The 21,182-nt window shown below is 71.0% G+C and carries 23 protein-coding genes; 15 read left to right on the top strand and 8 right to left on the bottom strand.

Features of this window, described 5'->3' with window-relative positions; translation table 11 throughout:
• The first annotated feature begins 62 nt into the window (after positions 1–62).
• From ABD355_RS16795 to ABD355_RS16780, 4 genes are all read left to right on the top strand, one after another.
• A complete protein-coding gene (locus ABD355_RS16795; RefSeq protein WP_344401121.1) occupies positions 63–1,346 on the top strand; it encodes an aromatic ring-hydroxylating oxygenase subunit alpha in 1,284 nt (427 codons plus the stop codon).
• Positions 1,347–1,375: 29 nt separating this feature from the next.
• A complete protein-coding gene (locus ABD355_RS16790) occupies positions 1,376–2,167 on the top strand; it encodes an SDR family NAD(P)-dependent oxidoreductase (RefSeq protein WP_344401119.1) in 792 nt (263 codons plus the stop codon).
• Between the two features lie 41 nt (positions 2,168–2,208).
• Entirely contained in the window at positions 2,209–3,945 is a 1,737-nt protein-coding gene (locus tag ABD355_RS16785; protein WP_344401117.1) for a PEP-utilizing enzyme, read from the top strand.
• 72 nt (positions 3,946–4,017) lie between these two features.
• Positions 4,018–4,332, top strand: a complete 315-nt coding sequence (locus ABD355_RS16780; RefSeq protein WP_344401115.1) for a putative quinol monooxygenase — start codon at positions 4,018–4,020, stop codon at positions 4,330–4,332.
• 46 nt (positions 4,333–4,378) lie between these two features.
• Here the strand turns inward: ABD355_RS16780 and ABD355_RS16775 are convergent, their stop codons facing one another.
• The 4 genes from ABD355_RS16775 to ABD355_RS16760 are packed head-to-tail and all read right to left on the bottom strand — an operon-like array spanning position 4,379 to position 7,349.
• Positions 4,379–5,404 (bottom strand): NADP-dependent oxidoreductase, encoded by a 1,026-nt coding sequence (locus tag ABD355_RS16775; protein WP_344401113.1) that lies wholly within the window; start codon positions 5,402–5,404, stop codon positions 4,379–4,381.
• 4 nt (positions 5,405–5,408) lie between these two features.
• Positions 5,409–5,624, bottom strand: a complete 216-nt coding sequence (locus ABD355_RS16770) for a transposase (RefSeq protein WP_344401112.1) — start codon at positions 5,622–5,624, stop codon at positions 5,409–5,411.
• 7 nt (positions 5,625–5,631) lie between these two features.
• Entirely contained in the window at positions 5,632–5,934 is a 303-nt protein-coding gene (locus ABD355_RS16765; protein WP_344401111.1) for a 2Fe-2S iron-sulfur cluster-binding protein, read from the bottom strand.
• An 8-nt stretch (positions 5,935–5,942) separates the two neighbouring features.
• The gene (locus ABD355_RS16760; protein WP_344401110.1) at positions 5,943–7,349 is read right to left on the bottom strand and encodes an aromatic ring-hydroxylating oxygenase subunit alpha; all 1,407 of its coding nucleotides are present in this window, start codon (positions 7,347–7,349) and stop codon (positions 5,943–5,945) included.
• A gap of 365 nt (positions 7,350–7,714) precedes the next feature.
• Between ABD355_RS16760 and ABD355_RS16755 the strand changes: the two genes are divergently transcribed.
• Together ABD355_RS16755 and ABD355_RS16750 are read left to right on the top strand one after the other, a co-directional pair.
• Entirely contained in the window at positions 7,715–7,843 is a 129-nt protein-coding gene (locus ABD355_RS16755) for a hypothetical protein (RefSeq protein ID WP_344401109.1), read from the top strand.
• A complete protein-coding gene (locus tag ABD355_RS16750; RefSeq protein WP_344401108.1) occupies positions 7,840–8,883 on the top strand; it encodes an NAD(P)-dependent alcohol dehydrogenase in 1,044 nt (347 codons plus the stop codon). Before ABD355_RS16755 ends, ABD355_RS16750 begins: the two co-directional genes overlap by 4 nt.
• 24 nt (positions 8,884–8,907) lie before the next feature.
• Here the strand turns inward: ABD355_RS16750 and ABD355_RS16745 are convergent, their stop codons facing one another.
• The 3 genes from ABD355_RS16745 to ABD355_RS16735 are packed head-to-tail and all read right to left on the bottom strand — an operon-like array spanning position 8,908 to position 11,754.
• Positions 8,908–9,705, bottom strand: coding sequence for a ThuA domain-containing protein (locus ABD355_RS16745; RefSeq protein ID WP_344401107.1), 798 nt, complete (start codon positions 9,703–9,705; stop codon positions 8,908–8,910).
• Positions 9,706–9,708: 3 nt separating this feature from the next.
• Entirely contained in the window at positions 9,709–10,473 is a 765-nt protein-coding gene (locus tag ABD355_RS16740) for an SDR family NAD(P)-dependent oxidoreductase (RefSeq protein ID WP_344401106.1), read from the bottom strand.
• 42 nt (positions 10,474–10,515) lie between these two features.
• On the bottom strand, positions 10,516–11,754 hold the full coding sequence (locus ABD355_RS16735) for an acyl-CoA dehydrogenase family protein (RefSeq protein ID WP_344401105.1): 1,239 nt from the start codon (positions 11,752–11,754) through the stop codon (positions 10,516–10,518).
• Positions 11,755–11,950: 196 nt separating this feature from the next.
• Here ABD355_RS16735 and ABD355_RS16730 point away from each other — a divergent pair, with 196 nt between their 5' ends.
• The 5 genes from ABD355_RS16730 (at position 11,951) to ABD355_RS16710 (ending at position 17,305) form a co-directional block, all read left to right on the top strand.
• Positions 11,951–13,486, top strand: coding sequence for an AMP-binding protein (locus ABD355_RS16730; protein WP_344401104.1), 1,536 nt, complete (start codon positions 11,951–11,953; stop codon positions 13,484–13,486).
• 88 nt (positions 13,487–13,574) lie between these two features.
• A complete protein-coding gene (locus ABD355_RS16725) occupies positions 13,575–14,186 on the top strand; it encodes a histidine phosphatase family protein (protein ID WP_344401103.1) in 612 nt (203 codons plus the stop codon).
• Positions 14,187–14,216: 30 nt separating this feature from the next.
• Entirely contained in the window at positions 14,217–15,407 is a 1,191-nt protein-coding gene (locus tag ABD355_RS16720; protein ID WP_344401102.1) for an acetyl-CoA C-acyltransferase, read from the top strand.
• 18 nt (positions 15,408–15,425) lie between these two features.
• The gene (locus tag ABD355_RS16715; protein WP_344401101.1) at positions 15,426–16,397 is read left to right on the top strand and encodes a PDR/VanB family oxidoreductase; all 972 of its coding nucleotides are present in this window, start codon (positions 15,426–15,428) and stop codon (positions 16,395–16,397) included.
• Between the two features lie 47 nt (positions 16,398–16,444).
• The gene (locus ABD355_RS16710) at positions 16,445–17,305 is read left to right on the top strand and encodes a 3-hydroxybutyryl-CoA dehydrogenase (RefSeq protein ID WP_344401100.1); all 861 of its coding nucleotides are present in this window, start codon (positions 16,445–16,447) and stop codon (positions 17,303–17,305) included.
• 377 nt (positions 17,306–17,682) lie between these two features.
• Here ABD355_RS16710 and ABD355_RS16705 read toward each other — a convergent pair whose 3' ends face one another.
• Positions 17,683–18,045 carry a hypothetical protein gene (locus ABD355_RS16705; RefSeq protein WP_344401099.1) on the bottom strand — a complete coding sequence of 121 codons (363 nt, stop codon included), beginning with the start codon at positions 18,043–18,045 and terminating at the stop codon, positions 17,683–17,685.
• A 152-nt stretch (positions 18,046–18,197) separates the two neighbouring features.
• Between ABD355_RS16705 and ABD355_RS16700 the strand changes: the two genes are divergently transcribed.
• From ABD355_RS16700 to ABD355_RS44710, 4 genes are all read left to right on the top strand, one after another.
• Positions 18,198–18,572 (top strand): BlaI/MecI/CopY family transcriptional regulator, encoded by a 375-nt coding sequence (locus tag ABD355_RS16700; protein ID WP_344401098.1) that lies wholly within the window; start codon positions 18,198–18,200, stop codon positions 18,570–18,572.
• Entirely contained in the window at positions 18,569–19,480 is a 912-nt protein-coding gene (locus ABD355_RS16695; protein WP_344401097.1) for a M56 family metallopeptidase, read from the top strand. The genes ABD355_RS16700 and ABD355_RS16695 overlap by 4 nt, the downstream gene beginning before the upstream one ends.
• Positions 19,481–20,024: 544 nt before the next feature.
• Positions 20,025–20,585 (top strand): hypothetical protein, encoded by a 561-nt coding sequence (locus ABD355_RS16690; protein WP_344401096.1) that lies wholly within the window; start codon positions 20,025–20,027, stop codon positions 20,583–20,585.
• A gap of 27 nt (positions 20,586–20,612) precedes the next feature.
• Positions 20,613–21,017 carry an NlpC/P60 family protein gene (locus ABD355_RS44710; protein WP_425585745.1) on the top strand — a complete coding sequence of 135 codons (405 nt, stop codon included), beginning with the start codon at positions 20,613–20,615 and terminating at the stop codon, positions 21,015–21,017.
• Positions 21,018–21,182: the final 165 nt, after the last annotated feature.

Raw genomic sequence — 21,182 nt, 5'->3', positions numbered from 1 at the left:
GCCCAGCTGTCGCGTTCCGAAGCCGGTCACCGGCTCGCGGCTGGGAGGATTGTGAGGACAACGTGGTCCAGACCAGTTCACCGGAGATTCGGGAAACAGCGACCGAGCGCAGGTCACCGGCCTCCGCCCCCTCCACTCCCGAGTACTCGTCGTGGATCAGCCGGGACCGGTCCACCGACGCCGCGTCCGTGGCGATGCGGCGGGAGGCGGCCGAACTCGTCGAGCGGGTGATGGCGCATTATCGCGACAACACGACGCACGAGGCGGACGGCCAGTGGGCGGAACCCGTGGCCAACTACCTGGATGCCGACCGCTGGCAGCGCGAGACGGACGCCGTCCACCGGAGTGTCCCGTTGCCGCTCGCGATGTCGTGCGAGCTGCCCGGGCCGAACACCTACAAGGCGATCGACGTGCTCGGCGTTCCGGTGCTGATCACGCGCGACCGGCAGGGCGCCGTGCACGCGATGATCAACGCCTGCCGGCACCGGGGCGCCCGGCTCCTCGAAGCCGGGTGCGGGGTGTCCAAGCGGCTCACCTGCCCGTACCACTCCTGGTCGTACGACCTGGCCGGAGAGCTTCGTGGCGTGTACGCGGAGAAGACCTTCGGCGAGGTACCACGCGGGGGCCGTGGCCTGGTGAGGCTTCCGGCCGGGGAGCGGGCGGGAATCGTCTTCGTCTCGCTGGACCCGGCGGCCGAGCCCGACCTGGACGGATGGCTGGGAGATCTGCAGCCGCTGCTGGAGGGCCTCCGGCTGGCCGAGTGCCACCACTACTCCACCAGCGAGCTGACCAGCCCCAACTGGAAGGTCACCCTCGACGGATACCTGGAGACGTACCACTTCGCCTCGCTGCACCCGAAAACGGTGTTCGAGACGAACCTCTCCAACATGATGGCCCACGACACCTGGGGCCCCCACCAGCGCATCGCACCCGCCCTGCGCCCCATCGCGCAGGCGGTCGAGCTGCCGCCGGACCGGCGTGACCCCGGGGACTGTGTCGGACCCATCTACTGGCTCTTCCCGGGACTCGCGATCGCCGGCGGCTGGCGCCAGAAGATCGCCGTCTCCCTGGTGCTCCCCCGGACGGCGACCGAGTCGGTGACCCAGCAGATCATCCTGCTGCGGGAGCCGGCGGTCACCGAGGAGGAGCGCCAGGCCGCCGACCGGTTCGGCGCCTGGTTCCACGAGGTGGTCCGCGACGAGGACTACGCGACGACGTACGGAGTCCAGCAGGGGCTGAAGGCCCTGGCCGCAGCGGGAACCGACTTCGTCTTCGGGCGCAACGAGCCCGGCCTCCAGCACTTCCACCGCACCGTTCACCAGCACCTGGACGCAGCCGCCAGGTGACCGACCCACGACAAGCGCAGGAGAACACCATGGTGGCTACGGGCAGCCTCGACGGACGTGTCGCGGTGATCACGGGCAGCACACGCAGCATCGGCCGCGCCATCGCCGAGGCATTCCTGGCCGACGGCGCCACGGTCGTCATCAGCGGCCGCAGCGAGATCAAGGGCAAGCAGGCCCTGGAAGAGCTGGACGCCGGGGACCGGGCCGTCTTCCACTCCTGTGACGCGAGCAGCCAGGAGGACATCGAGTCCCTCGCCGACTTCGCCGCCGAGAGGTTCGGCCGGCTCGACATCTGGGTCAACAACGCAGGCGGCACCCAGGGCTTCGCCCCCGTTCACGAGCTCAGCGACGAGGCCTGGAACCACGCCCTGGCCTTCAACCTCAACGCCTACTTCTACGGCACGCGCCGGGCACTTCCGAAGATGCTCGCGGGCGGCTGGGGCCGGATCATCAACATCTCCTCGGTGGAGGGCAAGCAGGCCAACAAGCCGGCGATCAGCCACTACATCACCAACAAGCACGCCATCCACGGGCTGACGAAGGCGACCGCCTTCGAGTACGGCACCCAGGGCATCACCTGCAACGCCATCTGTCCCGGCGCCGTCGACACCGACCTGATGCGGGCCGCCGGACCGGCCGCCGCCGAGGCCGAGGGCATCAGTTACGAGGAATGGCTCAGCCGCTTCGCCGAGCACGCCGCCACCAAGAAGATCACCACGGTGGAGCAGATCGCAGCTGTCGCCTCGATGCTGGCGAGCGACGCCGGCGCGGGCATCACGGGGACGCTCATCAGCGTCGACGGCGGAACGGCACAGTGGTAGGCCCCGGAAGCACCGGGACGGACAGCGGGAGACGCTCGGTCATGAAGAGCTGGATCACGGACTGGCAGCGCAGTGAGCGGCTGCCGCACTACACCCGGGCCAACGCGGGCGAGACCCTGCCGGACCCCGCGAGCCCCCTGGGCTGGACCCTGGTCTGGGGGCGCGGTCTGCAGGGCTGGCGGCGCGGCTTCGTCGGGTTCGGCGTCTACCGCGACGAGGAGGTGGCCGGCCCCCGGCCGCCGTTCGTCGGCATGTTCGGCGGCCACTTCTACCTCAACCTGTCCCACATGCGGCTGTTCGGCATCCGGATGGGCCAGACGGCGGACCAGATCGACGCGGCCTTCGTCGGCCAGCGCTCCGATACGCCGGTGTACGTGGCGCACCCGGACGACCAGGACGAGGAGCTGACCGGCAAGGCGGGTGCCACCCTTCAGCGGATGCTCGGCCAGTCCGGCTTCCCGGAGGCCGACGCCGACCGGGAACGGCTGCGCGCCCTGCGCCGCTCGCGCCCCGACCTGACGCGGCTGTCCGAGGCCGAACTGGTGGCCCACGCGCGGTCGTTGCTGGACGAGGTGGAGACGACCTTCCAGCGGCACGTCGAGTCGTCGCTGCCCGCATCCGTCGGCCCGGCGATCCTCGGCCCGCTGTGCGCTAGCGTGGACCGCCCCGGCGCCCTGCTCGACCTGATCGGCGGTCTCGGAGACGTCGACTCCGCCTCCCCCTCGACCGGGCTGTGGACGCTGTCCCGGCAGGTGGCGGCCTCGGCCGAGCTGAGCGCGCTGTTCGACCAGGGTCCGGCCGCGGTGGAGCAGGCGCTCGACACCGCGACCGGGGATGTGAAGGCCTTCCATGACTCCTTCGAGGAGTTCCTGGCGGAGTCCGGCGACCGCGGCCCCAACGAGTGGGACATCCACGCACTGTCCTGGGAGGCGGCGCCCGTCCAGGCGCTGGCCCTGGTCGACCGGATCCGGCACAGCCCCGACGACGCCTCCCCCGCCGCCCGCCAGAAGCGGCTGGCGGAAGGGCGCGAGCGGACGGCAGGGGAGATCCGGGCCGCGCTGCCCGAGGAGACGCATCCCCTGTTCGCCGCCGGCATGCACGCCTCCCAGGTGTGGATCCCGGCACGCGAGCGCACCAAGGCGAACTGCGTCACCGTCGTCAACGAGATCCGCATGGCCGTACGGGAGCTCGGTCGCCGCGGCGTCGACGCGGGGCTGTTCGCCCGGCCCGAGGACGTGATGATGCTGCTGGACACCGAACTCGACGACTATGTCGCCGCCCCGGAGTCCTTCGGCCCGGTGATCGCCCAGCGGCTCGAGGAGTACGCGGGCCTGTACGACCTGGAGCCGCCGTTCTTCATCGCCGACGACGCGCACACGGAAGTCGGCACCTGGCCGCGGCGCGCCGAGGAACGGACCCCGGCGGCCGTCGAGGGCGATGTCCTCGGTGGCGTGGCCGGCAGCCACGGCACATACACCGGCAGGGTGCGGGTGGTCACCGACCCGGCCTCGTGCGAGGCGCTGGAACCGGGTGAGGTGCTGGTCGCGCCGATCACGGACGCTGCCTGGACCCCGCTGTTCCTGGTCGCCGGGGCGGCCGTCGTGGATGTGGGCGCCCTCAACAGCCACGCCGTGGTGGTCTGCCGTGAACTGGGCATCCCGGCCGTGATCTCCGTCGAGAACGGGACACGACGGCTGCGGGACGGCATGGTGATCACGGTGGACGGCGACCAGGGCACGGTCACCGTGGACAGCGTGCCGGCCGCACTCGGCCTCTGAGGAACGCGTGGGCCCGCCGCTCCCCCTGACGGGACGGCGGGCCCACGCCCATGACCACGAAGGGAACACGCCATGGCAGAGGAAGTCATCGTCGCGGGCTGGATGGACTACGAACCCGGCGACCGCGCCACCATGCTGAAGGCACTCACCGAACTGGGCCGGCGGACCCGTGAGGCGGAACCCGGCTGCCTGGACTACGCCATGACCGCCGATCCCGGTGACGAGCGGCGCATCCGGGTGTTCGAGCACTGGACCTCCCGGCAGGCCCTCGACGAGCACTTCGCCACTGCGCACATCAAGGAGTTCCGCGCGGCCGTGGCGGGGCTGCCCCGGGTCGGGGTCTCCCTGACGGCCCACACGGTCGCCGCGTCACGCCCCATGCGCTGAGAAACGGCGCCCCCTCGCCGGGGCGCCGTTTCAGGCATTCCCTGCGTCAGTCGGCCAGCCGCACCAGCATCTTGCCGACATTGCCGCCGCCGAGCAGGGACAGCAGCGCCCCCGCGGCGTTCTCCAGGCCGTCCACGACCGTCTCGCGCGCGGTGATCCGGCCCTCGGCGAGCCAGCCCGCGACCCGCTGCTCGAACTCCGGCCGCAGGTCGTCGTGGTCGCGGACGATGAAACCGGACAGCGTCAGCCGCTTGAGGACCGCCTGGACCAAATGGTTGATGTCCACGGTCCGTCGCTCGCCGCCGAACTGCGACATCATGCCGCACAGGGCGACCCTGCCGCCGGTCCGCAGGGCGTGCAGGGCGGCCGCGAGCTGCTCACCGCCCACGTTGTCGAAGTACACGTCGATGCCCTCGGGTGCCATCCGGGCCAGCGCGTCGCGCACCGGCTCGGCACGGTAGTCCGCCGCGGCGTCGTAGCCGAACTCCTCGACCAGCAGGGCACACTTGCCGGGTCCGCCCGCGGTCCCGACGACGTGGTCCGCGCCCAGCAGCCGCGCGAACTGGCCGGCGGCGGTACCGACGGCGCCGGCCGCCGCCGAGACGAAGACGGTGTCGCCGGGGCGCAGCTCCGCGATCCGGGTCAGGCCCACGTACGCGGTGAATCCGGTCTGACCGAGCAGCCCCAACCAGGTGGGCAGCGGGGCGAGGCGGGGATCGATGCGCGCCGCCCCGTCGGTGTCCGTCCCGTTCAGTACGACCCGCTCCCGCCAGCCCAGCTGGTGACGTACGAAGGCGCCCGGCGGAACAGCGGGACAGCGGCTCTCCTCCACGACACCGAGGGCCCGCCCGTCCAGGGGTGATCCGGGGGTGAAGTTGTGCGTGTAGTGCTTCTCGGTGGTCTCCAGCCGTCCGCGCATGGACGGGTCGACGCTCATGTAGAGGTTGCGGACGAGGACCTGTCCTTCGCCGAGGAGCGGCAGGGGGCGTTCCTCGACGGCGAAGTCACCTGGGACAGGTTCCTTCGCGGGCCGGCGTCTCAGGCAGACCACCCGGGTGGTGCGCGGGGACACGGCGTCACCCCTCCTGCGGGTGCGCCGTGCGCCGCTGGGCGAGCCGGCCGACCCAGCCGGCCATCTGGAGGTCGGCGTGGCGCAGTTTGCCCGACTGCCACCGGGCCTGGAAGTCGAAGACGCCCCGCGCCCCGGTCTTCGGGTCGGTCACCTCGACCAGTCCGTCCTCGGTGAGCCGGTACACCTGCCCGGTCAGCGGGTGGATCACTTGCTTGGACATGGGGGCCTCACTCCTGCACTCGGCGGCGCACGCCGCGCTTGGTCACGGTCACCGGGCCCTCGACCAGGAGCCGGCAGGCGAGCCGGGTCAGGCCGTCCACCGGCCTGCGCAGGGCCTCGATGCCCTCGCGTTCCAACGGGCCCACGGGGGAACAGTTCTCCACGCCCTCCTCCACCTGGACGAAGCAGGTACGGCAGGTGCCCTTGCCGCCGCAGACGGTGGGCCAGCGGTAGCCGAGGCGCCGGGCGGCGGTGAACAGGTCCTCGCCGTCGAGCACGTCGAGTTCGGCGCCCAGGGGTCTGACGGACACCCGGTGGGTCACTTGTCCATCCACTGGTCGAGCGTCCGGTTGAAGTGGCGGATGCGGCTCTCCTGGTAGTTGGCGAGCGTGATGCCCGGCTTGCGCATCGCCTTCAGGCCCTGCTGGACGTAGGGCAGGTTCTCGCAGTCCTGGTCGAAGACGGGTCCCAGCACACCTAGTTCGGGGATGTCGGCGAAGAGCATGTCCTCGGGCACCCAGCGGATCTTCGCCGGGGGCGGCATCTCACCGGACCGCTTGGGGGAGGACATGAAGATGATCTCGGCGGTGCAGGAGTCGGGGTCGAGGCCGTTGGGCCGGAACCGGTAGATGATGTTGGACTTGGCGCCGCCCCAGGGGTTGAAGTTGGGGAACAGCAAGTAGTTGATGGCGTCCAGCAGTTCGGTGTCCGGGGTCCGTGAGAAGTCCTGGGTCGAGGTGGCCGCCAGCTGCTCGCGCATCCGCTCCGCGAGGACCTGGCGGGCGGTGCCGCCGGGCGGGATCATCGGCAGTTCGTCGCCCTCCTGCCGGACCAGGTCACGGCCCTGGGCGGCGGCGTAGAAGGCGCGCGAGTCGTAGAAGGTCTCCAGGACGTCCTCCTCCGTTACGGAGTCCGCCACATGGGGACTGGGCGCGCCCTGGATGTTGATCATCCGGTTCCAGTTCGGCTGGTCCGCCATCACGTCGTACTGCGAGTTGGCGTCGGCGAGCCACGGCAGCATCTGCGGGTGGGTGGCGATCACATGGAAGGACTCGATGAACGCGTCCTGGGCGACCTTCCAGTTGCAGGGCAGCACCTTGGCGATGTGCAGCGACTTGTAGCGGTTCTCCAGCGGCCAGATGTAGTAGTCGTCGAAGGTGCCGCGATAGCTGTCGAAGGACTCCGCGTACGGGTCCATGTTGATGAAGACGAAGCCGCGCCAGGTGGCGACCCGGGCCTCGGGAAGGGTGAACTTCTCCGGGGTGACGTGCGGGAAGTCCCAGGCGCAGGGCGGGGTCTGCATCGTGCCGTCGAGATTCCACGCGAAGCCGTGGAACGAGCAGCGGAACTCGCTCACGTTGCCGCCGCCGGTGCGCAGTTTGCGTCCGCGGTGCAGACACACGTTGACGAAGGCCCGGATCTCGTCGGGGGCCGTACGCACGACGATGAGCGAGTCGTCGCCGATCTCGTAGACCTCGTGGTCGCCGACCTCGGGGATCTCGCTCTCCAGACAGGCGAACTGCCAGACACGCCGCCACACCTGGCGCATCTCACGTTCGGCCCAGTCACGGGAGGTGAAGCGGGCGGTGTCGATGTCCTCGCTGCCGAGGGGGTCGTTCCGCTCGAACCTCAGAGCGGGCGGGACCGGGCGGCTGTCCTGGTCGAGGTAGTCCTGGACGCTGGGCCCGGGGCACCGCGCGGCACCCAGCTCCGACGTTTCGTCCATCATGTCTCCTCCGGGAGAAACTTTAGAACGAGTGTAGTTACGAGTTACGGCACGGAGCAACACTCTCGAGCGCGAATGAAGACCGCATCCGCCGAGGTCAGCGCGGAAACTTCCGGGAAGCGCACGAATTTGCCGACGTTGCCCCTCGCCAAGGCCGTTGAGGCGTGTCACACTCCGACTCACTTGAGACTGTAGTGCCTCATAAGTTTCTCCGATCCGGGACGGTCTTGGGCCGGCCCGGTGCCGGAGGAACGGCGCGGACCTGCGCGCTGCGGACGGCGGCCGTTCCACTGCCCGGGTCGGGAGACGCCGGTCCGACGAGCGGCGGCCGCTGTGTCCTTCCGGAACATCGGCGCCGTCTACCTGTGGCTGCTCATGAGCTCGCCACCAGCGCGCAGTGGGCCGCGAGCCTGTTCACCGGCTCCGTCCTCATCGTGGCACTGGTACTGACGGGTGGCCGCATCACCCACCATCGACAAGGAGACGGAGAATGAAGGCTGTGCAGTACCGGAGGGTCGGACACGCCCCCGAGGTCGTCGAGGTTCCCGCGCCCCGACCGGGTCCGGGCCAGGTGCTGTTGAAGGTGACCGCGGCGGGGCTGTGCCACTCCGACCTGGCGGTCATGGGGTGGCCCGAGGAGCAGTTTTCCTACCCGCTGCCGATGACGCTCGGCCATGAGGGCGTCGGCACCGTCGCGGCCGTGGGCAGCGGTGTCACCGCGGTGGCGGAGGGCGACGAGGTGGCGGTGTACGGCCCCTGGGGCTGCGGACAGTGCCCCAAGTGCGCGGTGGGCAAGGAGAACTGCTGCCCGCACGCCGCCGGGCTCGGCATCCTGCCCCCGGGACTCGGCTCTCCCGGTGCCCTGGCCGAGTACATGCTGGTGGACTCGCCCCGCCATCTGGTGCCCCTGAACGGACTGGACCCGGTGCAGGCCGCCCCGCTCACCGACGCGGGGCTCACGCCCTATCACGCCATCAGGAAATCGCTGCCCAAGCTGGTCCCGGGCAGTACGGCGGTGGTGATCGGAGTCGGCGGCCTGGGTCACCTGGCCGTGCAGCTGCTCCGCGCTCTCACACCGGCCACGGTGGTCGCCCTCGACGTGAGCAAGGAGAAGCTGGAGCTGGCCCATACCGTGGGCGCCCACGAGACGCTGCTCTCCGACGGCGCGGCGGCCGCACAGATCCGGCAGCTGACCGGCGGGATCGGAGCGGACGTGGTCCTGGACTTCGTGGGCGCCGAGCCGACGCTCGCCGCGGCCGCGGCGGCGGTCGCCGTGGAGGGCGATGTGACGATCGTCGGCCTCGGCGGAGGCACCCTGGCGGTCGGCTTCGGCGGCGGGCTGCCGTTCGAGGCCTCGGCCTCTTTCCCCTACTGGGGCAGCCGCCAGGAACTCATGGAGGTGGTCGAGCTGGCCCGGGAGGGTCTGGTCTCCTCGCACGTCGAGACCTTCGCCCTCGACGAGGCGCCCGCGGCCTACGAGCGTCTGCACGCCGGTGACATCAAGGGCCGCGCGGTGGTACTGCCGCACGCGTGAACGCCCCCGCAGGGCCGGCGCCCCTCAGGCGCCGGCCCGTTCCTCTGCCGGGTTCCGGCCGGTCACCGTCCGCTCCACGCAACGTCGTAGCACCGTCAGGAACTCCGGCATGTCCCAGGGGCCGCGGTCCACGCGCCCTGTGTCATCGACGCCCAGATCCTGCATGTCGTAACGGCCCCTGCAGTGACCGAGGGTGAAGTAGCAGACCTCGCCGAGACCGTGCTGCTTGAGGTACAGCACCGGTCGGGGTGCCCTGTCGAGGGCCGCCGTGTCGCCCTCGGCGAAACCACGGCAGGGCCCCGTGTACTCGGCGTGCAGCAACACGTCCAACTCCCCGTGCAGCTCGCAGACGTACAGCTCGTCGGTGACCGTGAACGGGCCGATCCCGGTGACCAGTGGATGGCCTGGATCGGTCACGTGCACCTCGTACGGCTCGATCGGCGGGTGGGCCAGGAACTGGCTGCCGAGTACCTGGGCCAGTTCCCCGAGGAGCCGCGGGGTCGTGAACTCCCGTGTCCCGCCGTGTGTCGACGGCTCGATCACCGCGTTGGTGCCGTGCAGGGCGAGCCAGCGACCGCCCCGCTCGACCACCCGGGCGAGCGCGGCCCGCTGCGCCGGGCGGGGCCGGACGTCGCAGGTGTAGGTGACGAGCAGGTCGGCCCGGTCGAGGGCTTCCACGCAGTCGTAGTCCTGGTGGACGGTGGTGCGCACCCTCGGATGCTCGGCGAGCAGTTCCAGCAGCCTGAGCCGCGCGTGGTCGAAGTCGTGCCAGCGGCCGCCGCAGACCAGTACGGCGTCCAGGCGGCCTGCAGGGCCCGCCACGGCTCAGTACTGGACGCGGGTGAGCAGCCCGCCGTCCACCACGAGGTTGACTCCCACACAGAACCCACCGGTCCGACCGAGCAGGAACGCCACCGCCGCGGCCACGTCCTCCGCTGTGCCGTAGCGGCCGATCGGAAGCTTGGCGAGGACTTCCTCGTAGACCTCCGGGCGGCTGGTGCGGATGGTCTCCCAGGCGCCGCCGGGGAAGTCGATCGGGCCGGGCGAGACGGTGTTGACGCGGATGCCCTTCGGTGCGAGGGCGTGTGCGAGGGCGGAGGCGTGCTGGACGACGGCCGCCTTGAGCGCGGAGTAGGAGTTCGCTCCGGCCGGGCGCGCGGTGTCGGAGGCGTTGGTGGTGCCGATGGCCACGACCGCGGCCCGGTCGGAGGCCTCCAGATGGGGCATGGCGGCCTCGACGAGTCCCGCGAACGGGATCAGGTCGCCGCGCAGGCTGGCTTCCCAGGACTCGGGGCCTTTCACGTTGCCCGCCGACACGTTGGACACCACCAGGTCCAGGCCGCCGAGTGCGCCGGCCGCCCGCTCCACGAAACCGGCGAGGGCGCCCGGGTCGGTGACGTCGACCGCTTCCTCGAACACGGTGGCCCCCTCGGCCCGCAGTTCGGCGGCGGCCTTGGCCAGTCCTTCCCCGCCCCGGGCGCACAGCGCCAGGGCGCAGCCCTCCGCGGCCAGTGTCGCGGCGATCGCCCGGCCTATGCCCCGGCTCGCACCGGTCACCAGCGCCTTGGCGCCCGTCAGTCCCAGATCCATCGATGTCACTCCTTCGTGATTGCCGAAGCGAGGCGTGGTGCCTCAGTTGCCGGGGAGTTGTGAGAACGGCTTCCGGTCCACCCGCGGCTCGGGCGGCAGCTTGAGGACCCGTTCGCCGATCAGGTTGCGCTGGATCTGGTCCGTGCCTCCGGCCAGCCGGTAGCCGGGGGCGCCGAGGAGGTGCTCGGTCCAGGCGAAGGTGCCCTGTTCCCCGGTGTCGGCGCTGATCCGTGCTCCCATCAGCTCGGCAGCGACCTGCCCTGTGCGGGTGAGCAGTTCGGAGGCCATGAGTTTGGTCAACGACGCCTCCGGGCCCGGCCGGCCGCCGGCCGCGCTCGTCCTGGCGACGCGGTCCACGGTCGCCGCGCGCAGGGCCGCACGGACGTACAGGTCCGCGAGGCGCTGGCGGACCAGCGGATCCTCGGTGCGGCCGAGGGATCGGGCGAGCGCGAGAACGTCCGTGAAGGTGCCGCCCTTACGGCGGTTGCCGCTGCCGGAGGCGGTGCGTTCGAAGGCGAGGGTGGTGGTGGCGACCTCCCAGCCCTGGCCCGGCCGCCCGATCCGGAGCCGGTCCGGCACGCGTACACCGCTGAGGAAGACCTCGTTGAAGGAGGCGCCGCCGCTCATCTGACGGATCGGGCGCACCTCCACCCCAGGGGCGTCCATCGGTACCAGGAAGGCGGTGATGCCGGCCTGTTTGACGACGTCCGGGTCGGTGCGGGCGAGCAGCAGACCGTAGTCGGCGAACTGGGCGCCCGAGGTCCACACCTTCTGACCGTCGATCACCCACTCCTCGCCGTCCTGCCGGGCGCGGGCGCGCAGGGCCGCGAGGTCCGATCCGGCACCGGGCTCGCTGAACAGCTGGCAGGCCAGCAGATCGGTGCGCAGGAAGGCGCGGGCGTGGTCGCGGCGCTGCTCGGCGGTCCCGAACAGGGAGACGGCCATCGCGACCAGGCGCACCGTGACGCTGATCAGCTCGGTGGAGGGCGGGACCTCGAAGGCCGCTTCCTCTTCGGCGAAGGCCGCCACGTGGGCGGCGGTCAGTCCCGCGCCGCCCTTGTCCGCCGGGAGGGTCAGGGCCTGGTAGCCGGCGTCGAACCGGGCTCGCTGGTAGGCGCGGCAGCGCTCCAGCAGCAGGCGCTCCTCGTTCTCCGGAAGGTTGTGGAACACGGCGAGGTCGGCGGTCTCCGTGCCGGAGTCCGGCGCCCGTGCGGGTTCGAGCACGGTGGCCAGCCACTGCCGTACCTGCCTGCGCCATGCGTCCGGATCCAGCTCGGACATGGCTCCTCCTCGGGCACTTACCAGACGGTGGATTTAGTAACAGGATGCGGAGCACGGCGTCCCCAACCCACTGAAACAGGCGTGAACGACTCCGTCCCGGATCAGAGTGTTCCGCACTTTCTTGATAAACGCTACAGTCTCAGCATCTCCCTCTCCCCGGAAACCGGGAGAGGCCCGAGGAGCCGCCGGAGGAGCCATGTCGCTGCTGCCACTCGACCGTCGCGCCCAGGAGTCACCCGACGAGCCCGCCCTGGCGGACGACCTGGACGTCCTGTCCTGGTCCCGCCTCGCCGACCAGGTGGCGCGGGCGGCGGCCCGGTTGCTCGAACTCGCGCCCGGCCCCGAGGACCGGATCGCCGTCCTCGGTGACAACGCGATCCCGACGCTGGTGGCTCATCTGGCCGGCCTGCGCGCCGGAGTGGGGACCGTGGCCACGTCCCGCAGCCTCACCTCGGGCGAGCTCGTCGAGCAGATCATCGACGCGGGCGTGACCGGGATCGTCGCCGGACCCGTAGGCGCGGGTGCCGCCCTCGACGCGGCCCGGGAACTGTGCCTGCCGGTGGTGGTGCACGGAACCCCGGCGCTCGGACACGCCTTCGACTGGGACCGGTGGCTGGCCGCCGCACCCGCCGGGCGCACCCTCCCCGCGGGCCGACCCGCCCGGCCTCCGCTCGTCTACACCTCGGGAACCACCGGACAGGCGCGCGGCACCGAGGTGCGCTGGGTCAGCAGCCCGGTCGCCGACAGCTCCGCCTACCTCGCCGCGATGTCCGCCCGTCCCGGATTCCCTCCGGGATGGCACCTGGTGTGCGGCCCCCTGCAGCACAACGCCCCGCTGACCTCGCTGCGACACCTGGCGGCCGGCGAGCCGGTGGTCGTCCTCGGCAGATACGACGCGGAGACGTTCCTGAGCCGGGTGCAGAAGTGGCGGGTCTCCTCGACGGTGATGGTCCCCACCCACTTCCAACGGCTGCTCGCCCTCCCGGGCGAGGTCCGCGCCCGGTACGACGTCTCCAGCCTGCGGCAGGTCTCCCACACCGGCTCCGCGTGTCCGCCCGAGGTGAAGCGCGCCATGATCGACTGGTTCGGTCCGGTGCTGACCGAGTCGTACGGCGCCAGCGAGGCGGGCACCGTGGCACGCATCAGCAGCGCGGAGTGGCTGGCGCACCCGGGCTCGGTCGGGCGGGTACGGCCCCCCTTCGAGGTCCTGGTCACCGATGACGACGGCCGGCAACTGCCGCCCGGCGAACCAGGGTTGCTGGCCTTCCGGGCTCCGGAGGACCAGGGCGTCCGCTACCACGCGGACCCGGACAAGACCAAGGCCGCCTACCTCTCCCCCGGCGTCTTCACCCTCGGCGACATCGGCTATGTCGACGCGGACGGCTACATCTTCATCACCGACCGGGCCGCGGACGTCGTGGTCTCCGGCGGGGTCAACCTCTACCCCGCCGAGAGCGAGGCCGTGCTGCGACAGCACCCGGCGGTCGCCGAGGTCGCGGTCATCGGCGTGCCCGACCCCGACTTCGGCGAGTCCCTGCGGGCGCTCGTCGTGGCGGCGGACGAGCCGCCCGCCGACGAGCTGGACCGGTTCTGCCGCGAGCGTCTCGCCGCCTACAAGTGCCCGAAGTCGTACGAGTTCGTGCCCGAACTCCTGCGCAACGCGATGGGCAAGCTCGACAAACGCGCGATGCGCCGCCCCTACTGGGCATCAGAACGGACCATCGCCGGCTGAGCCGCTCGCCTCCGCGCCGCTCACCCCTGTCTCTTCTGCCCCCGTGCCTGCTCACCCCTGCGCCGGCTCACCCCTGTGAAGGATCACCATGACCGAACTCCTCCTCATCCGGCACGGCCTCCCGCTGGCCGGTGTGTTCGACCCGGGGCTGTCCCCGGAGGGCATCGCCCAGGCGGAACATCTCGCCGCCTGGCTCGGACACGAGGACCTCGACGCCCTCTACGTCAGCCCGTACCGCCGCGCCCGAGAGACCGCCGCGCCCCTGGAACGACTCACCGGCATGACCGCCACCGTCCTCGACGACCTGCGCGAGTGGGACACGGACGTGTCCCACCCCTACACGCCACCCGAGCAGATCGGCGCCGACGATCCCCGGGCGGCGGCGCTCGCCGAGGGACGCTTCGAGGACTTCGTGCCCGAGCTGGACCGGGACGCCTTCCGGGCACGTGCCGTACGGGCCGTGCACACCATTCTCGACGCCCATCCGGGCGGGCGGGTCGCGGCCGTGTGCCACGGCGGCATCACCAACACCTACCTGGCGACGGTGCTGGGCCTGTCCACCATGTTCTGGTTCCACCCCGACTACACGTCCGTCAGCCGGGTGCGGCGCATGCCCGGCGGCCGCGTCGTCCTGCACTCGGTCAACGAGACGGCCCATCTGATCGCCGACCGTGCCGTGGACGCCGGCACGGCCGCCTGACCCCGTCCCTCACTCCAGGAGGTCCCGGCCATGCCCGGATCCGTCATCGTCGCCGGTGCCAGGACGCCCATCGGCAAACTGCTGGGCGCCCTCAGCTCCCTGTCCGCGGTCGACCTCGGCGCCCACGCCATCCGCGCGGCCCTGGCCGCCGTACACCTGGAGCCGGCAGCCGTCGAAGCCGTCGTCATGGGGCATGTCGTCCAGGCCGCAGCCGGCCCCAACCCGGCACGGCAGGCCGCGGTCGAGGCCGGCATCCCCTTCTCCGTGCCCGCGAGCACCGTGAACAAGCTCTGCCCGTCCGGACTGCACGCCATCGCCCTGGCCGACTTGATGATCGCCTCGGGCCGTCACGAAGTGGTCGTGGCGGGTGGCATGGAGTCCATGTCGAACGCCCCGCACCTGCTGCGCGGAGCCCGCACCGGCTGGACGTACGGTCCGGCAGCGGCGGAGGACGCCCTGGACCGTGATGCCCTCGTCTGCGCCTTCGACGGCGTCTCCATGGGCGCGGCGACCGAGCGCTACCAACGGCCCTTCGACCTGACCCGTGAGGAACAGGACGAGTACAGCGCGCTCTCCCATCAAAGGGCCGCCCACGCCCAGGAGTCGGGTGCGTTGTCCGCGGAGATCGCCCCCGTCACCGTGGCCGGGCGCCAGGGCGAGACGGTGGTCGCCACCGACGAGGGCGTACGATCCGGCACCACCGGCGAGAGTCTGGGGCGCCTGAAGCCGGCCTTCTCCGACACGGGCACCATCACCCCGGGCAACGCCTCACAGCTCTCCGACGGGGCCGCGGCCGTCGTCGTGATGAGCGCCGAGCGCGCCCGGCGGGAGGGCCTGACGCCGCTCGCCGAGATCGGTGCCTACGGCACGGTCGCGGGCCCCGACCCCTCGCTGCTCGTCCAGCCGGCCGGCGCGGTCCGCGACGCGCTGTCCCGGGACGGCCGGCTGAAGGTCGCCGACCTGGAGCTGTTCGAGATCAACGAGGCGTTCGCCTCGGTGGCCCTGGCGTCCGTACGGGAGCTGGGCATCCCCCTGGACAGGGTGAACGTCAACGGCGGAGCGATCGCGCTCGGGCATCCGGTCGGCATGACCGGGGCCCGGCTGGTGCTGACCCTCGCGGCCGCACTGCGACGGCGCGGAGGCGGCAGCGGAGCGGCCGCCCTGTGCGGGGGCGGCGGCCAGGGCGACGCACTACTGCTGCACGTGCCGACCGCGGCCTGAACCCGGAGCTGAACCCTCATGAACGACCAACTGCCCACGTTCGACGCGACGCTCACCGTGGAGACCCGCACCCGGGCCGCGGACGACGTCGTCACCCTCACCCTTCGCCGCCCGGACGGGGGCGCGCTCCCTGCCTGGACGCCGGGCGCCCACATCGACCTGCTCCTGAACGGCGACGACGGCGACGACCTGATCCGTCAGTACTCCCTGTGCGGGCACCCCGCCGACCGCGAGGCCTGGCAGATCGCCGTGCTGCGCGAGCCGGGAGGGCGGGGTGGCTCCGCATACGTCCACGACCACCTGCACGAAGGCGCGAAGGTACGGGTCCGAGGACCGCGGAACAACTTCCCGCTGCGGCCGACCGCGCGCCATCTCTTCATCGCGGGCGGTGTCGGTATCACGCCCATCCTGCCCATGGTCGAAGCAGCCGAGGCCGCGGGGGGCGACTGGCGTCTGCTGTACGGCGGCCGCACCCGGACCTCCATGGCCTTCTTGGACCGCCTCGTCCCGCACGGGGACCGTGTACTCGTCCGTCCGCAGGACGAGTACGGCCTGCTGGACCTCGCCACGTTCCTCGGCGTGCCCGAGGAAGGCACCCTGGTCCACGCCTGCGGTCCCGAACCCCTGCTGCGGGCGGTGCAGGAGCAGTGCGCGACCTGGCCGCCCGGCACGCTGGGCGTCGAACGGTTCGCCCCGGTTCGGACAGCCGAAACCGGCACTGCCGCTGCCTTCGAGCTGGAGCTCGCCCGTTCCGGGCTCACCCTCACCGTGGCGCCGGACCGTTCGGTGCTCGAAGCTATCGAGGAAGCCGGCGTCGCGGTCGACTTCTCCTGCCGGGAAGGCACGTGCGGCACCTGCGAGACGGACGTGCTCGACGGCACACCCGACCACCGCGACTCGCTGCTGTCCGAGGACGAACGAGCCGCCGGCGACACCATGCTCATCTGCGTCTCCCGCTCGTGCGGCCCCCGCCTCGTCCTCGATCTATGACGGCGGTCACCTCCCATCGGACCACGACTCATCAGAGAGGACCCCGGATGGACCCCGTCACCCGTCTTGGCGTCGTCGGCTGCGGCCTCATGGGCTCCGGCATCGCCGAAGTCGCCGCCCGCAGCGGCATCGACGTCCGTGTCGCCGAGGCCACACCCGACGCGATCGAGGCAGGCCGCCGCCGACTCACCGCTTCCCTCGACCGAGCCCTCAGAAGTCACAAACTCGCCGAGGAACAGCGAGACCAGGCCCTCGCCAGGGTTTCCTTCACCCGCGACCTCACCGACATGGCCGACCGTCAGTTCGTCATCGAGGCGGTCGCCGAGAACCGCGACATCAAGACCGATGTCCTGCGCACCCTGGACAAGGCGATCGAAGACCAAGCGGCAGTCCTGGCCACCAACACCTCCTCGATCCCCGTCGTCGACCTCGCAGTTGCCACCGAACGGCCGTCGCGGGTCATCGGCATGCACTTCTTCAACCCCGTGCCCGTGCAGCGGCTGGTCGAGCTCGTTCCCGCCCTCACCACCGACGCCGACACCGTGGACCGCACCCGCGGCCTGGCGGAGCAGTTGGGCAAGCAGGCCATCCAGGCGCCCGACCGTTCCGGCTTCGTCGTCAACGCCCTCCTCGTGCCCTATCTGCTCGGCGCCGTGCGGATGGTGGAGTCCGGCTCGGCACGGCCGGAGGACATCGACCGGGGCATGGAACTCGGATGCGCCCATCCCATGGGGCCGTTGCGCCTGCTCGACCTCATCGGCCTCGACACCGCCCAGGCCGTCGCCGAGTCCATGTACGAGGAGTTCAAGGAGCCGTTGTACGCACCGCCCGCCCTGCTTCGCCGTATGGTCGCCGCGGGCCGCCTCGGCCGCAAGAGCGGCCGCGGCTTCCACATGTACGACACCTGAACCAGAGCCGGCCACCTGCTGCGGGGACACCCCGCCCCCCGCGTCACGCGACCAAGTCGCGCCCGTGTCACCCGTTGGTCCCGGAAGGTGGGCGGGGCGGCCAGAGACAGGCGGCGAAAGCGTCGTCGCGTGCTGGGCGGGTGCCCAGGGCTGATGCGTTCTCGCTTGGCGAGCTCTTCGCCCCAGGCCGTTCGCTCGGCAACGATGTGGGGAAGGCGTGGACGGAAGAGCGTCCGGCCTGACCGCCCGCGAACTGCAACTGACCTGGCTGCTACGCGCCCTCTGATGGCACCGCGTCAAGAACGCATCAGCCAGGCTCGATCTCGATCCGTCCGTTGAGGCTGCTTGCGAGGTGGCAGACGCCCCGGTAGTAGCCGTCAGCGCTCGGTGAAGACGAGCCCGAGGCAGTCGCTGACGAGCCGGACCATCGCCGACGGTGTGGGCGCTCGTGCCGTAGGTGCGGTGGCGGTGAAGGCCCGCCACAGCGGCACGCTCAGGAACTCCCGGTCGGACAGGACGAGTTGAGCCGGCCCGCAGGAGGGGGACAGGTAGCCGACCAGGGTGACTTCGCCGGTGCGGCAGCCGGCCGGCTCGGCATCCAGGACGAGATGAGTGCCCCACCTCGATCGGACAGGCCATCCGCACCTGGGGAAAGGATGACTTGCCGTGCCGGCCCTCCAGTCCGTCGTCGGCGTGCAGGCCGACGTCCCCACGGGGCGCGTCAGCGAGACATCCGCCACGCCACTCGATGACGCACAGGTGCGCGACGCTATCGACGAAGCGGCTACGAGTTCACCGGACGCCTGTGACTCTCCGCCTTCACCCCAGAAGCCTCACAGGACGAGCGTCTACTATGGCCTTGCGTATTCGGCGGCGAAAAGGGAGTCGGGTCATGCGGCGGCTGGGGGATCTCGAGGCGGAGATCATGGATCGTTTCTGGACGTGGAACCGTCCGGCGACGGTGCGCGAGATAGTCGATGACATCAACAAGTACCGCCCGGTCGCGTACACCACGGTGATGACCGTGACCAACATCCTGTATGGCAAGGGCTGGTTGCTGCGAGGCAAGCACGGCCGGGCCTGGCTGTACTCGCCGGTCCGCAGCCGTGAGGCTTACGCCGCCGCGCTCATGGAGGACGGCCTGGGAGAGAGCAAGGACCGCCCGGCAGCACTGGTCGCCTTCGTCGAGAACATGTCCGAGGAGGAGCAGGCCGCCCTGCGCAAGGCCCTGCGGAACGTGAGTCGGCAGGCGAAGGCGGGCTCGTGAACGCGGCCCCCGCCCTGGTCGGCTACACGGCAGCGGTGGGGTTCGTCGCCCCGCGCCTGCTGCTGAGCAGCTCCTGGCCGCACCGGGCCCCTGCCCTGGCGGCGGCGGTGTGGCACGCACTGGCGGTCTCGTTCTCGATCGCCGCCGCGCTCACCGCTGCCAGCCTGGCCATGCCGACCGAGCATCTGCACGTCGGCCTGGTGGGCCTGCTGCACACCTGCGGGATGGCCGTGGCGACGGGACAGCCCGACCCGGACATGGCGGACCGGCTGGCCGTCGGCATTCCGGCCGCCATCGGAGTCGCCCTCGTCGGGAGCTTCGCCTTCCACGTTGTACGCGCCCGTCGTGCCCGTACGCAGCACCGGGAAGCCCTCGACCTCGTGGGCCGGCACTCCTCCCGGCTGTGCGCCACCGTCCTCCCGTACGACAGCCCGGCCGCCTACTGCCTGCCCGGCCGCCGCCCACGGATCGTGATCAGCGACGCGGCCGTGCGCCAACTGACCCCCGAGCAACTCGACGCCGTGCTGGTGCACGAGCAGGCCCACATCGCCGGCCGCCATCACCTCGTCCTGGCCGCCGCCGAGGCCTTCCACTCCGTGTTCCGGTGGGTGCCGCTGGCCCGCCACGCCCGGGCACAGACGGCCCTGCTGGTCGAGATGATCGCGGACGACCGTGCGCTGCGCCGCCACTCCCAGGAAGTACTGGCCACCGCCATGTACGAGATTGCGGCGGCGCGCACTCCGAAGGGCGCGTTGGCGGCGGGCGGCCCGAACGCCCTGATCCGCTTGAAGCGGGTCCTCGGCCCACGCAAGGCACCACACCCCGCCCTGTGGGGCGCCGTCGCCACCGCAGCCATGGCGATCCCCCTTCTTCCCCTTCTGGTCGCCTGCCCACCCGGCCTCGGCTGACCGGTTACAGGTGAACCTGGCGACTCGGACTCACGTATGAGTCGCGCATCACGGCGGCAAGACGTTCACCGAACTCGCACCGCTCGCCAGCCGAGTCCGTCCGCTGCGGGACGAAGCGCGAAGCCCGGTGCCACACTGCCGCGTTGACGATCCCTGCGATGCGGACACGGCCGCGGCCCGGGCGCCTGGCAGGCCGACTGGCAGCAGGTCCGGATGCGAAGGCCGAGAAGGTCCGCGTCGAGGCCGAGCGTCAGGACGTCTCGCACTGGGGGAAGCGCCCCGCGGGTGACGCGATCAGCCTCATCGTGCAGCGTGTGGTCCGCCGGCCCACCTTCAGCCGGGTCGCGGGCCTCAGGGTGCGGTATCTGCCGTACGGCGAGCTGCAGGCCAACCGTGAGGCGATCATGCGTTGCGGCACGGGGCTGCATCCCGGACGCGGCCGATGGTCAAGACTCCGCCATGTGGCTCAAGTGGTTGAGTGGACCGGAGTGACCTTACGTACTAAGGGACTAAGTAGAATCAGCGCCCGGCGAAGGGAAACACAGTGATCCGGCACCGCATCGTCCTCGCCACGTCCGCAGGACTGGTCTCCACACTCCTGCTGGCGGCATGCGGCTCCTCGAACGACAAGGCCTCCAGCACGAGCCCCGGCAACGCCGCACCGGTCGCCACGGCCGCGTCGGATCCCGCGAGGTCCGCGCCGGCCGACAGCGGCAGTTCCGCCAGCGGGGACATGGCCACAACCACCATGCTGATGGCCAAGGCGATGAAGGGTATGGGCAGCGTGGTCACCGACGACAAGGGGATGACGCTCTACCGCTCCGACATGGACAAAGGGACTCCCTCCATGTCGATGTGCTCGGGCGACTGCACGAAGACCTGGATGCCGGTCATGGCGCAGGACTCCGTGCAGACCATGGGGGTGGAGAAGAGCCTGCTCGGCTCCGTCAATCGCCCGGACGGCATGAAGCAACTCACCCTTGGTGGCTGGCCTCTGTACCGTTACATGGGCGACGCGAAGGCCGGGCAGATGAACGGCCAGGGCAGGGACAAGATGTGGTTCGCCGTCACCCCGGCCGGCAAGAAGGCCTCCATGACGGGATGAGCAAGGCTGCGCCACCACGGAGCGGGTGTGATTGCCGTCTCGCGCCACTCTCGTGGGCACCAGGGCACCGAACTCGTGGCGTTCCTCCGTCACGACGAGCGGGTGGTTCACGCTCAACAGCAGCTCCGCGGCATGATCCGGGACCTGCTGACCGAGGGCACACGGACCGGCGATGTGCGTGACGACGTCTCGCCCGACGAGCTCGCGGCCTACTGCCTCCATGCTTACGAGCACGTCCACGGCCGCCACCGGTTCGGCCGCGGCGGTCATCGCCTTCGCCAGGACACAGATCGGCGACGCCTACGCCCTGGGCGCCACCGGCCCAGCTCCTGGGACTGCTCCAGCCTCATGCAGGCCACCTTCAAGCAGGCCGGTATCAGCCTGCCGCACGTCTCGCAGGACCAGTCGACCGTGGGCACGCCGGGCCGCTGAGCAACCTGCAGCCGGCACAACCTCTACTGGTGCTCTGCGGGCAGCGCCTGTCACAACGCAGAGGACCGCTTTCCCCAGACAGTCCTCCGGACGGGGAGAGTGGCCCTCGCTCGGCCCGGGTGGGCCCATCGCCGACCGACGGGCCCACCCGGACTTCACGAGTAG

The sequence above is a fragment of the Streptomyces longisporus genome (assembly GCF_039532765.1).
GTDB classification, from domain to species: Bacteria; Actinomycetota; Actinomycetes; order Streptomycetales; family Streptomycetaceae; genus Streptomyces; species Streptomyces longisporus.
Note: the sequence above shows the minus strand (reverse complement) of the source record. Positions and strands in the feature narration are given on the sequence as shown.

Coding starts and splice junctions, on each gene's coding strand:
- ABD355_RS16780 (WP_344401115.1), top strand. CDS start 4,018: ATGGCAGAGGAAGTCATCGTCGCGGGCTGGATGGACTACGAACCCGGC.
- ABD355_RS16740 (WP_344401106.1), bottom strand. CDS start 10,473: ATGGATCTGGGACTGACGGGCGCCAAGGCGCTGGTGACCGGTGCGAGC.
- ABD355_RS16700 (WP_344401098.1), top strand. CDS start 18,198: ATGCGGCGGCTGGGGGATCTCGAGGCGGAGATCATGGATCGTTTCTGG.
- ABD355_RS16725 (WP_344401103.1), top strand. CDS start 13,575: ATGACCGAACTCCTCCTCATCCGGCACGGCCTCCCGCTGGCCGGTGTG.
- ABD355_RS16760 (WP_344401110.1), bottom strand. CDS start 7,349: ATGGACGAAACGTCGGAGCTGGGTGCCGCGCGGTGCCCCGGGCCCAGC.
- ABD355_RS16710 (WP_344401100.1), top strand. CDS start 16,445: ATGGACCCCGTCACCCGTCTTGGCGTCGTCGGCTGCGGCCTCATGGGC.
- ABD355_RS16720 (WP_344401102.1), top strand. CDS start 14,217: ATGCCCGGATCCGTCATCGTCGCCGGTGCCAGGACGCCCATCGGCAAA.
- ABD355_RS16770 (WP_344401112.1), bottom strand. CDS start 5,624: ATGTCCAAGCAAGTGATCCACCCGCTGACCGGGCAGGTGTACCGGCTC.
- ABD355_RS16750 (WP_344401108.1), top strand. CDS start 7,840: ATGAAGGCTGTGCAGTACCGGAGGGTCGGACACGCCCCCGAGGTCGTC.
- ABD355_RS16785 (WP_344401117.1), top strand. CDS start 2,209: ATGAAGAGCTGGATCACGGACTGGCAGCGCAGTGAGCGGCTGCCGCAC.
- ABD355_RS16735 (WP_344401105.1), bottom strand. CDS start 11,754: ATGTCCGAGCTGGATCCGGACGCATGGCGCAGGCAGGTACGGCAGTGG.
- ABD355_RS16790 (WP_344401119.1), top strand. CDS start 1,376: ATGGTGGCTACGGGCAGCCTCGACGGACGTGTCGCGGTGATCACGGGC.
- ABD355_RS16715 (WP_344401101.1), top strand. CDS start 15,426: ATGAACGACCAACTGCCCACGTTCGACGCGACGCTCACCGTGGAGACC.
- ABD355_RS16730 (WP_344401104.1), top strand. CDS start 11,951: ATGTCGCTGCTGCCACTCGACCGTCGCGCCCAGGAGTCACCCGACGAG.